This window comes from Catenulispora yoronensis (assembly GCF_039531695.1).
Taxonomy (GTDB): Bacteria; Actinomycetota; Actinomycetes; order Streptomycetales; family Catenulisporaceae; genus Catenulispora; species Catenulispora yoronensis.
The window spans coordinates 15,821-27,759 of record NZ_BAAAQN010000067.1 but is presented as its reverse complement, the minus strand read 5'-3'; the positions used below and the strand labels follow the sequence as shown (position 1 = coordinate 27,759).

Sequence of the window (11,939 nt, the reverse complement as noted above, 5' to 3'; positions counted from 1 at the left end):
CCGGGCGCGCTACCGGCACAGGGTACGCCACCGACCCGTGAGCAGAGCAGGATCGAGGCGTTGTGTCCGATTCATCCCGATCACCTGGGGACTTGTGCGGCGGCGCGGATACCGGCTACGGTTTCGATGTATCGGAGCGATACATCGAGCGGCTGTATCGGCACGGTGTATCCCGACGATGTATCGAAGGCGACCGGGTGCGAGTACCGTACGCGGCGACGGACAGGTGAGGAAGGAGCGGCCATGGCGAAGCGGTCCCAGATCCTGGAACTGGCTGTGCTCGGCCTCCTCCACGAGCACCCGATGCACGGCTACGAGCTGCGCAGGCAGCTGAACGTGCAGCTCGGGGCCTTCCGTGCGCTCTCCTACGGCACCCTGTACCCCTGCCTGAAGGACCTCGTCGCCCGCGGCTGGATCGCCGAGGACGACACCCAGACCGCCAGTGTCGCCGCCTCGCGCCGGGCCAAGATCAGCTACAAGCTGACCGCGGAGGGCAAGGAGCGGTTCCAGGAGCTGATGACCACCTCCGGCTCGGCGGCCTGGGAGGACGACAACTTCGGCGTCCACTTCGCGTTCTTCGGGCGGACCAGCGCCGGCGTCCGGATCCGGATCCTGGAGGGGCGGCGCAGCCGCCTGGAGGAGCGGATGGAGGCGGTGCGCGGCTCGCTCGCCCGCAGCCGGGACCGCCTGGACTCCTACACGCTGGAGTTGCAGCGGCACGGCCTGGAGAGCACCGAGCGCGAGGTCCGATGGCTCAACGAGCTCATCCGGACCGAGCACGAGCAGGCGTTCCCGGTGCCGCCGCAACAGCAACCGCAGCAAGGCTCCCCGGAGCCCCGGCCCTCTTAGCGCCCCTGGCGCCAGAGAGCTTGAGCGGCCCGGTCAGCCCGGCCGGCCACTGTCCCCAGTAAAGAGATGCAGGAAGCCCGTGCCCGAATCCCCCGGGTGCGGCAGAAGAAGGAGAAACCGCCCATGGGTTCGGTTCGAGTAGCGATCGTCGGCGTCGGTAACTGCGCCGCCTCGCTGGTGCAGGGCGTCGAGTACTACAAGGACGCCGACCCCAACGCCAAGGTCCCCGGTCTGATGCACGTCCAGTTCGGCGACTACCACGTCAGCGACCTGGAGTTCGTGGCCGCGTTCGACGTCGACGCCAAGAAGGTCGGCCTGGACCTGGCCGACGCCATCGGCGCCAGCGAGAACAACACCATCAAGATCGCCGACGTGCCGCCGACCGGCGTCACCGTGCAGCGCGGCCACACCCACGACGGCCTGGGCAAGTACTACCGCCAGACGATCGTGGAGTCGGACGCCGAGCCGGTCGACATGGTCGCCGTGCTCAAGGCCGCGCAGGCCGACGTCCTGGTCTGCTACCTGCCGGTGGGCTCGCAGGCCGCGGTGGAGTTCTACGCGCAGGTCGCGATCGACGCCAAGGTGGCGTTCGTGAACGCGCTGCCGGTGTTCATCGCGGGCACCAAGGCCTGGGCCGACAAGTTCGAGGCGGCCGGCGTGCCGATCGTCGGCGACGACATCAAGTCCCAGGTCGGCGCCACCATCACGCACCGCGTGCTGGCCAAACTGTTCGAGGACCGCGGCGTCATCCTGGACCGCACCATGCAGCTGAACGTCGGCGGCAACATGGACTTCATGAACATGCTCGAGCGCGAGCGCCTGGAGTCCAAGAAGATCTCCAAGACCCAGGCCGTCACCTCGCAGCTGTCGCACGACCTCGGCGCCGGCAACGTGCACATCGGCCCGTCGGACTACGTGGCCTGGCTGGACGACCGCAAGTGGGCGTACGTGCGCCTCGAGGGCCGCGCCTTCGGCGACGTCCCGCTGAACCTGGAGTACAAGCTCGAGGTCTGGGACTCCCCGAACTCGGCCGGCGTCATCATCGACGCGGTGCGCTGCGCCAAGATCGCGCTGGACCGCGGCATCGGCGGCCCGATCCTGTCGGCCTCGTCCTACTTCATGAAGTCCCCGCCGGTGCAGTACTTCGACGACGAGGCGCGCGACGCGGTCGAGAAGTTCATCAAGGGCGAAGTCGAGCGCTGAGCGCGAGTCCGGGTGCCGAGCCCCGGTTCGGCACCCTGACATAGCCAGGTCGCGGACCTCAATGCGCACCGATCGGACAGATCCACGCGCATGCGTCTAGACCATAGGCCGTAGACGATTTACGCCTTATCCACACGCCCCGGGCCTTCCGCAGGCCCGGGGCGTGTCGCGTAAGCTCCCGCGTGGCATCACAACGCAAGGAGCTTTACATGGGTCGCAGTCGCGAAATATCGGTCATATCGAGTCTCGCGGTGGCAGGCGCGGCCTTCGGCGGGACCTTGGTCTCGGCGCCCAGCGCCTCAGCCGCCAGCAACCGCATCGCCGCCTCGGGCAGCGATGTGGTCGCCATCAACCCCGCGCTGTTCTCCGGCAGCGCACCCGGAGGCAAACCCGGTCAAGACCTGGGCCAGATACTGCGGAACTCCTCCCGGTACCTGGCCACCACCTGGTATACGAACACGTACAAGAGCGGCGTCGCCTCGGACGGGTACCTGAACCTGGACCTTCCCGGCGCCATCCCCGAGCAGACCTTCCGGCTCCCCGGCATGGCGGCGCTGTCGATCGCCACCGCGGTGAAGCTGAACGTCTGGGACGCGGGCGCCTCCGGCATCAGCGCCGACGAGGCCGCCAACCGGGCCGCCATCATGGTGCGGGCCCTGGCCCACCGCTACTACGCCAACAACTCGCTGGCCGGGGTGTCCACCTGGGGCAACGGCTGGCAGACCCCGCTGTGGGCGTTCTACACCGGCCAGGCCGCGTGGCTGGTCTGGGACAAGCTGAAACCTTCCGAGCAGGACGACGTGGCCCGGATGCTGGCCAACGAGGCCGACCGGCTGACCTCCGGCAACGACGTGTCCCTGACCTCGGACCCGGCCAGCCAGAAGCTGTACCAGTACGACCGGAACGGGACCGACCTCACCCCGGGCGACACCAAGACCGAGGAAGACAACTACGACGCCCAGCTGCTGGGCCTCGCGGCCGCGATGATGCCCAACCACCCGCACGCCGCGGACTGGCAGCGGCGCAACGAGGACCTGCTGATCGCCACCGGCGCCATGCAGTCCGACCTGCAGAACCCGGCCACGGTGAACGGTCGGCAGCTGTCGAGCTGGCTCCAGGGCTGGAACATGCAGCCCGACGGCACGGTGCAGAACCACAACATCCTGCACCCGCTGTACATGACCGCGCTGGACCAGTCGCTCCAGCAGGTCGGCACCTTCGCGCTGGCCGGGCAGTGCGCGCCGCAGGCCGTCCAGATGAACGTCAGCACCCTGTACCACGCGCTGGCCGCCACGAAGGCCTTCAAGTACGCGCCGGACCCGAGCAACCCGTCCGTCAATGTGCCGCAGATCACCATGCCGGCGCCGATCTACCAGTCGCCGACGGACGCGAAGATCAACTACCCGCAGGGCAACGACTGGGGCACCCAGTTCCCGGCCTACTACGGGTCCTTCGACGCCCTGGTCGGCGCCTACAACCTGGCCGCGCCCGGCGACAGCGCGAACACCAACGCCGGCACCCACCTGGACGCCGAGATCGGCCTCCAGGGCCGGTTCGGCACCGGCCAGACCTACGTGCCGTGGGACCCCGCGACCACCCCGGGCAATCTGGCCGAGAACTCCTACGTCGGCGCCGAGCAGCGCGTGGGCCAGATCGCGGCCCAGGCCTACATGGCGCTGTACCTCAACAACCTGCACCCGGCGTGCTTCGACAACTCCGGCACCCCGCGCCCGCCGAACGTCCCGCCGCCGCAGCCCATCGCGGTGTCCCGGATCGCCGGCAACGACCGCTACACCACCGGCGTCGCGGTCTCCCAGCGGCAGTGGGCCAACGCCGGCGGCGACAACACGCCGCGGGCCGAGGCCGACGCGGTGGTGCTGGCCCGCGGCGACAACTTCCCGGACGCGCTGGCCGGCGTGCCGCTGGCCAAGCGGGACCGCGGACCGCTGCTGCTGACCGAGACCGCGACGCTGACCAAGGCGACGGCGGACGAGATCACGCGGATCCTGCCCAAGGGCAAGACGGTCTACATCCTCGGCGGCAACGTCGCGGTGTCCCCGAACGTGCAGAACCAGTTGCAGAGGCTCGGCTACACCGTGCAGCGCTTCGGCGGGGCCGACCGCTACGGCACCGCGCTGGACATCGCCAACCGCGGCATGGGGGCCCCGCACCAGGTCATCGTCGCGACCGGTCTGGACTTCCCGGACGCGCTGGCGGCCGGCCCGCTGGCGGCCGGCGAGGGCAACGCGATCCTGCTGTCCGACGGCAAGACGCTGGACCCGTACACCAAGGCCTACATCGCGGCCGCGCAGCGGAAGGCCGACGGCACCCCCGACCCGACGTTCCACGTCAACGCGGTGGGCGGCGCGGCGGTCGCGGCGACCGCCTACGTCAAGCGGAACCCGTTGATGGGCAACGACCGCTACGCCACGGCGGCCGCCGTCGCGAAGCAGTTCGCCGCCGACATGCCGGTGACGCAGTTCGGCGTGGCGACCGGCATGGCCTTCGCCGACGCCCTGACCGGCGGCGCCTACATGGCCAACGCCGGGCAGCCGCTGATCCTGACCGACCCCGCCGGCCTGTCCCCGGCCGACGTCCCGCTGCTGACCACGATGCGCAACCAGATCTCGGCCATCTCGCTGTTCGGCGGGCCGGTCGCCATCAAGCAGACCGTGATGGACCAGATCACGCGGGCTGTCGGCGGCGTGGAGAAGTAGCGGCGGAACGGGACGGAACCGCACGACCGCGAGACAGTACGACTGCGAGACAGTACGACGGCGAGACCCACGGCGTCCGCCGCCCGGATCCAGATTCCGGGCGGCGGACGCGTTTTCCGTTTTTCTCGCGGGCTTCTGCCGTGGTCGGGCGAGGGCTTCGGTCACCGCTCCGGCCCACATCCGGCCCACATCCGGATACGGAAACGGCCATGGAAACCGTTCCGCGACCGGAATGTCGGCGCTATCCCGCGTTGTTGCTCTGAATAGCAAACGGCCATAAAGGAAACAGGGAGCGCAGCATGCCCGAGACCGAACCGGCAGCCTCAGCCGCGGTCGCCCCGCCGGACTGGCGGCACTGGGCCCAGGCCCGCGAGGCGTCGGTGTCCCGCCCGCACGGCCCGCTCGCCCTGGTGGCCACGCACTGGCTGAACGTGGGCCCGGGTGTTCAGCTCGAAGGCGTGCCCGGTCGCTGGGCCGCCGCGGGCCGCCGGGTCCGCGTCACCGCCGAGGCCGCCGAGGACCTGCGCGTCGGCGGCGTCCCGGTCGAGGGCCAGCGGCTGCTCAACCCCGACCTCGCCGAGGACCCGACCGTGCTCACCCACGGCGCGCGCAAGCTGGTCCCGATCCTCCGCGACGGCGCGGTGGCGCTGCGGGTCTACGACCCGGAGTCCGCCAACCGCCGGAACTTCGCGGCCATCGACCGCTTCCCGCACGACCCCGCGCTGGTCCGCGCCGCCCGCTACGAGCGCTACGTACACGGCCACGTCGAGCAGGTGTTGAACGCCGACGGCCGTGAGCGCGGCCTGGAACTGGACGGCGACCTCGTCTTCGAGCTCGGCGACGAGGAGTACCGGCTGGCCGTCACCCGCGACGGGGCGATGCTGTCGATCACCTTCGGCGACGCCACCAACGGCCCGGACACCTTCGGCTTCCGGCAGCTCACGGTCGCCGCACCGCGCCCCGGGACGCTGGAGACCGTCCTTGACTTCAACCGCGCGACGCTGCCGCCGTGCGCCTTCAGCGACCACTTCATCTGCCCGGTGCCGCCGGTCGGGAACCGGCTGCCGGTGGCGGTCGCCGCCGGGGAGCGGCGGCGGCTGGACCGGGACCCGGCGCCGGGTTCGTGACCGGCTGGAGTCGGTGACGGTGACGGTGCCGTTGGTGGCGGTGGAGCATCCCGCGCCTGTGAACCGGCCGGTGCCGGTGCCGACGCCATTACTCACACCAGCACCAACACCAGTGCCGACATCCCTGCCACCACCTGCCCAGATGAGTCAGAAGCCTTCCTGAGAACGACATACGACTGTGGGCGGGGGCCGAATCGGCCGCCGCCCACAGCTTCTGTGGATGAGTCCTGTTTACCCGAGCGTCTTCTTCGGCTTGGTGGTCGCGGGCGGTGCCGGCTTGTAGGAGGCGAAGTACTCCACCGTCGGCGACCCGAGGCCGGTGGCCGTGTCGTAGCCAGCCGCCGCCGTCAGCCCGTGATCGGCGTCGAGCCGGTACAGGCGCGCCTCGTGCACGCCGTCGGCGGTGCCGTGGTCGACCACCGCCGAGATCGGGTCCGGAGTCCCGGCCGGGTGCTCGACGACGTCGTTGAACTGCTTGGTCCCGGACCGCTTGTACAGCGCCGGGTTCGCGAAGCCGAGCGGACCGCCGGCGGCCTGCGCCGCGACGGCCTGGATCGCGGCGAACATCGGCGCGGCCGCCGAGGTGCCGCCGACCTCGTCCTCGCCGTAGCCCCCGAGCGTGGGGTCGGTGTGGCCGGTCACCACCGCGGTCAGCAGGTCGCCGTTCAGGGCCACGTCCGGGACGGTGCGCATCGCGGCGTCGGTCTTGGTGCCGCCCGCCACGGTGTGGGCGAGGGCGTCCGGGACCACGCCCTTCTGATAGCCCGGCTGGTAGAAGTCCTCGTTGGTGCCGCCGCCCCCGCCGAAGTAGAAGACGCCGGGGAGCGGGACCCAGGACCGGCCGTCGTCGGACAGGTCCGAGCGCAGATCCCCCATCGGGACCTCCCACTGGCGCTGCCCGGCCGCCGACGCCGCCAGTGCCGTGCCGCCGACCGCGGTGACCCAGGGGGAGGAGGCCGGCCACTCGGTCTGGACCCGGGCGGTCGCCGGGTCGCAGGCCGGCCCGGCCAGCCCGGGCGCCTGGTCGCCGCAGTCGCCGCTGGCGAAGGAGAAGCCGATGCCCTCGACGGCGCCGGTGATGAAGATCCTCTCCTCCTGATCGACCAGCGCCGGATCCAGCTCGCCGTCGCTGAAGTGCATGATCTCGCCGAACGCGCCGGTGACGGTGTCGGCCGAGTGCTGGTCCACGATCTGCGCCAGCGTGGCCGCGATGTCGTGGTCGTCGCAGGACGCGGCGCTGAAGTAGTGGACGGTGGCGTCCGGCGCCAGCCCGTGCGCCATCTCGACGTCCAGCGCCTGCTCGCCGCCCCACGTCGCGGGCGTCTCGCAGACGCCGTCGCCGACGTGGGCCCACTTCGAGGTGTCGATGGTCTCCAGGTACTGGCCGTCGGCGAACGGCTGGTCGCCGACGGAGGAGGCGAACTGGTCGGCGTCGGCGCGCATGGTGGGCGAGCCGTAGGCGTCGACGATGCCGATCACGGAGCCCTTGCCGGTGAAGCCGGAGGCGGTGACGCCGTAGGCGGCGCGCAGCTGGCTGGGGACGTAGGCGCAGACGGCGAGGGACTCGGGGTCGTGGTACCCGGCGGGGAAGCCGGCGGCGGGGGCCGCGCCCCAGGCGGGGGAGCAGCCGCCGGGGGAGTCGGTGGGGGAGTCGGTGGGGGCGGGGCCGGTCGTGGCCGCCGCTGTGCCTGGTGCGGTGCCTGGTGCGGTGTCCGGTGCCGTGCCCAGTGGCGTGTCCAGTGGCATGTCCGGCGATGCGTCCGGCGATGCGTCCAGTGGCGTGTCCGGCGACGCGTCCGGCGACGCATCGCCGGGCGTCCCGTCCGGTCCCGTCGGCAGCATCGGCCCACCCGGGTTCAGCCCCCGGAGCCCCCGCGTCGGGCCGACCCGATGCGAGAACAGCCGCACCCCGTGATGCCGGCGCCCGAGCCCCGCGACGCTCGACACCGCGCCGGCCAGCTCGGACGGCACCGTGGCGGCGGCCGCGGACGCCATCGTGGTCCCGGGCACCCGCCGCCGCGCGATGCCCGCTGCGAAAGCCTTCGCGACCTGGTCCGGCGTACCGGACACGTCGATCCAATGGCTGTTCTCGGCGGTGATCCTCAGCTCGGAGTCGGAGATCCACCGGTGCACCTTCCGCACCTGCGCGGGAGTCGGTCCGAATCGTTTGCGCACCTCGGCCGGGGACAGGAACTGCCGGTACCGCGTGTTGTTCGGATCCGACACCGCGAGCGCGTAGGACTCCAACCCGTTCGGGTCGGCGCCCGCCAGCCCGATCCGCACCGTGGCCGTCTCAGTGGCCGTCTCGGTGGCCGCGGTCGCCACCAACGTCGAGTCGGCGCCCGCGGCCACCGTGCACGCCACCATCGACAGCGCCGCGGGCCACACCGCGACGCGTCGGAACAGTCCCGCCATGGAAATGTCGCCTTCTGCTCGTCGACCGCTGATCGGGCAGATCGAACATTAGCCATGTCAAGGGCGTAATCGGCGTATTTTGATAGCTCGCGTGTCGGTGATGGCGGAGCACCGGGCTTCCCGGCCTCCGCCATCACGGCACTTCGCTTCTTCCGCCCCGCTATGCCTCCACCCTCACCGGCGGCGCCGCCTGGGCACCGGCCCCGTGCGCTCCCGCGCCCTGCGCCGCCGCCGGCTTGCGAACCAGCAACAGCGTCGCGATCCCGCCGACCGCGCCCATCACCGCCGCGGCCAGCACCGCCGACCGCAGCCCCGAGGCGAACGCCGCGTGGATGAGGTGGTCCAGCGCCGCCCGGCGTTCCGGCGCCGTCTGTGCCAGCACCGCGCCGGACTGGCCGGAGGCCAAGCGGTCGGTGAGGTCGCCGATCCCGGCGTCGTGAGCGGAATTGGACAGCCCGCTGTGGAACAGGACTCCGAGGACGGCGATGCCCAGGGCGTTGCCGAGCTGGCGGGCCGTGTTGACCGCGCCGCTGGCCATCCCCGCGCGCTGATACCCGACCGCGTTCACGGCGGCGCTGACCAGCATGGGAGTGGACAGGCCGACGCCGACGCCGGTGGTGGCCAGGCCCAGGACCAGGACGGTCCAGTCGGAGGTGGCGTCGACCATCGCCTGGGCCGCCGCGCCGCTCCCGATGAGGAGCAGGCCGAGGCCGATCTGGAGCCCGGCGGGCACGCGTTCCTCCAGGAAGCGGCCCGCCAGCGCGGCGGTGAAGAAGGCCGCGACGCTCATCGGCAGGAAGCAGAGCCCGGCGGTCACCGGGCCCATGCCCAGGACGGACTGGAGCCACAGGGACTCGTACGCCAGGTAGGAGAAAGCGGCCCCGGACAGGAGCAGGGCGCCGATCATCACGCCGGTGAACGTGCCGCGGCGGAACAGGCTCAGATCGAGCAGCGGCGCCCGGACCACCAGCTCGGTGACGACGAAGGCGATCAGGGCCACGGCGGCTCCGGCGAAGACGCCGATGGTGCGGGTGGACCCCCAGCCGTAGTCGTTGCCCTTGATCAGCGCGTAGGTGGCCAGGGCCGCGGCGGCGGTGAAGGTCACCAGGCCGGTCAGGTCGAGGCGGCCGCGCTGTTCGCCGCTGGACTCGCCGACGTAGCGCAGTGTCATGGCGATGGCGACGACGCTGATCGGCAGGTTGACGAAGAAGATCCAGCGCCAGTCCAGGTGCTGCGTCAGCAGGCCGCCCATGATCGGGCCGGCCGCGGCGGCGGCGCCGTTCACCGCGCCCCAGACGCCGAAGGCGGTGCCGCGGTCGCGTCCCGAGTAGAGGTGGCTGATCAGGGCCACGGTGGTCGCCAGCATCGCGGCGCCGCCGACGCCCTGGACGGCGCGGAAGGCGATCAGCACGCTGGGATCGGTGGCCAGACCGCAGGCCAGGGAGGCGCCGGCGAAGATTACGAGCCCGACGGTGTAGACGCGCCGGTGGCCGGAGCGGTCGCCGAGCGAACCCGCCGCCAGCAGGAGCGCGGCCAGCACCAGGGCGTAGACGTCCATCACCCATTGCAGGTCGGCGAACGATGTGTGGAGGCTGCGCGCCATGTCAGGCAGGGCGACGGTGACAATGGTGACGTCGACAAGCAACATGAACGTGCCGAGGCAGACCGCGACCAGCGGTAGCCATTTACGCATGGGGTCCTCCCCCGGGACGGAGTTCTTCGGGACGTCTCGACGGTGGCATCCGATGGCGGGAACCGGGGAGCCAACCGAGGTGTGGTGACGGTTTCCGATACCGGATATCGATGTGATGATGGATTCCTATGAACCACAACCATCCCGTCGACCCGGTGATCGCGCCCTTCGACAGCCTGGACCGGCAGGTGGTGCAGGCGCTGATGATCGACGGTCGCGTGCCGTTCAGCCGGCTGGCCGAGGTGCTGGGCGTCAGCGACCAGACGGTGACGCGCCGCTACCGCCGCCTGCGCGGCGAGGGGCTGCTGCGGGTGATCGGGCTGCCTCTGGGCCTGCGGGTCGGGCTCTATCAGTCACAGGTGCGGGTGAACTGTGTTCCGGGAACGGCGGGCGCCATCGCGGAGGCCTTGGCCCGGCGCCCGGACATCGCCTGGGTGACGATCAACGCGGGCGGCGCCGAGGTGTCGTGCATGACGCGCTCCCGGAGCCGGCGCGAACGGGATTCGCTCTTGCTGGACAAGCTGCCGGGGACGCGGCAGGTGACCGGCGTGAGCGCGCGCACCATCCTGCACATGTGGACGGGCGGCCCCGGCGGATGGCGCGGCCTGGACGAGCTCGACGACGACCAGATCTTGGCTCTGCGACGCCCGACCGACTTCGGCACCATGGGCGGATTCGAGCTCGATCCCGCCGACCGCGCCATGCTCAACGTCCTGGAGCGGGACGGCCGCGCCACCTACCCCGAACTGGCGGCGGCCACCGGCAAGTCCGAGTCCACCGTCCGCAGACGCCTGGACCACCTCACGGAGGAGGGCGTGGTCTTCTTCGACGTCGAAGTCCTGCCCATCCACCTGGGGTTCAACGTCGAGGCGTTGATGTCCGCGGCGGTGGCGCCCTCGGATCTGGAGGCGGTGGGGAGCACCGTGGGCTCCCATCCCGAGGTCCCGTTCGCGGCCGCGACCACGGGCGCGACGAGCTTGTTGGCCGTGGTCGTCTGCCGCGACATCGAAGGGCTGTACCAATACGTCACGATGCGGCTCGGCGCGATCAAGGAGGTCGCGCAGCTGGAGATCACACCGGCGTTGCGGACGGTGAAGCGCGCGGGCCTGATGACCGATGGAGTGCGGCTGTTCGATCCGCCCGCTGTGGCCTGAGGCCGATCAAGCCCGCGGTGGCCTGAGGGCACTCGGCTGACCGAACGAGTTCGGACACCCGGGCCTACTCCCAGACGAGTTCGGACACCGCCTGGTCGAACGCCGCCACCGCCGCGTCGACCTTCGCCTCGTCGCCGCCGGGCCCGGCCTGGCCGGTCAGGGCGATCGACAGCCACCGGTGCTGTGCGTCCCCGGCCACCGGCAGCACGTATTCGATGTGCCGCGGACCGCCCCGGGAGCCGCTCTCGTCCTCGTCGTCGTCCGCGTCGGTCGGCACGCTGTCGTCGACGCCGGTGCTGCGGTCGATGCGGACCGCGGGCATCCCGGCGATCACCCCGGTGCGCGCGGTCGGGTTGGCGGCGGCGACGCGGGCCACGATGTCGGCCGGCTCCGGGACCGTGACGGTCGGGATCTTCACCTCGGCGACCATGACGGTCAGCGCCGGGAGCGGACCCGCCCCCACCTTCGGCGCCGGGATGTAGAAGTCGATCCCGCCCTTGGCGCGCCCGGCCATTATCTGCGTGGTCAGCCGGGCCTCGATCAGGCCGCGGGCCGCTTCGGCGGCCTCGGCGGGCACCGAGGCGAACACCGCGTCCAGGTACGCCTTCGAGTCCGCCTCGGCGTTCTCGTCCAGGCGGATCCGCTGCCACGCCTCGCCGAGCGTGAGCTGGTAGCGGATCGGCTCGCCGCCGCCGGTGTTCTCGTCCGTCGTCGCCATCTCTTCTGTTCCCCCGCAGGTAGAAGCGGATATGCAGGCACCGAGTCTACAAAGGCGGGCGCG

General features: G+C 71.1%; 8 protein-coding genes. 5 read left to right on the top strand and 3 right to left on the bottom strand.

What is annotated here, in order from left to right; all coding sequences use genetic code 11:
* The first annotated feature begins 243 nt into the window (after positions 1-243).
* The 4 genes from ABD481_RS38355 (at position 244) to ABD481_RS38340 (ending at position 5,896) form a co-directional block, all read left to right on the top strand.
* The gene (locus tag ABD481_RS38355) at positions 244-849 is read left to right on the top strand and encodes a PadR family transcriptional regulator (RefSeq protein ID WP_344670791.1); all 606 of its coding nucleotides are present in this window, start codon (positions 244-246) and stop codon (positions 847-849) included.
* Between the two features lie 123 nt (positions 850-972).
* Positions 973-2,052 carry an inositol-3-phosphate synthase gene (locus ABD481_RS38350; RefSeq protein WP_344670790.1) on the top strand — a complete coding sequence of 360 codons (1,080 nt, stop codon included), beginning with the start codon at positions 973-975 and terminating at the stop codon, positions 2,050-2,052.
* A gap of 251 nt (positions 2,053-2,303) precedes the next feature.
* The gene (locus ABD481_RS38345; protein WP_344670789.1) at positions 2,304-4,769 is read left to right on the top strand and encodes a cell wall-binding repeat-containing protein; all 2,466 of its coding nucleotides are present in this window, start codon (positions 2,304-2,306) and stop codon (positions 4,767-4,769) included.
* A 299-nt stretch (positions 4,770-5,068) separates the two neighbouring features.
* Complete coding sequence (locus tag ABD481_RS38340) at positions 5,069-5,896, top strand: DUF1684 domain-containing protein (RefSeq protein ID WP_344670788.1); 828 nt, start codon at positions 5,069-5,071, stop codon at positions 5,894-5,896.
* 231 nt (positions 5,897-6,127) lie between these two features.
* On the opposite strand, the gene ABD481_RS38335 is transcribed toward ABD481_RS38340, so the two are convergent.
* Entirely contained in the window at positions 6,128-8,311 is a 2,184-nt protein-coding gene (locus tag ABD481_RS38335; protein ID WP_344670787.1) for a S53 family peptidase, read from the bottom strand.
* Positions 8,312-8,471: 160 nt separating this feature from the next.
* Positions 8,472-10,004, bottom strand: coding sequence for an MFS transporter (locus ABD481_RS38330; RefSeq protein WP_344670786.1), 1,533 nt, complete (start codon positions 10,002-10,004; stop codon positions 8,472-8,474).
* A 128-nt stretch (positions 10,005-10,132) separates the two neighbouring features.
* Between ABD481_RS38330 and ABD481_RS38325 the strand changes: the two genes are divergently transcribed.
* The gene (locus tag ABD481_RS38325; RefSeq protein ID WP_344670785.1) at positions 10,133-11,158 is read left to right on the top strand and encodes an Lrp/AsnC family transcriptional regulator; all 1,026 of its coding nucleotides are present in this window, start codon (positions 10,133-10,135) and stop codon (positions 11,156-11,158) included.
* 64 nt (positions 11,159-11,222) lie between these two features.
* Here ABD481_RS38325 and ABD481_RS38320 read toward each other — a convergent pair whose 3' ends face one another.
* Positions 11,223-11,876 carry a hypothetical protein gene (locus ABD481_RS38320; RefSeq protein ID WP_344670784.1) on the bottom strand — a complete coding sequence of 218 codons (654 nt, stop codon included), beginning with the start codon at positions 11,874-11,876 and terminating at the stop codon, positions 11,223-11,225.
* Positions 11,877-11,939 lie beyond the last annotated feature (63 nt).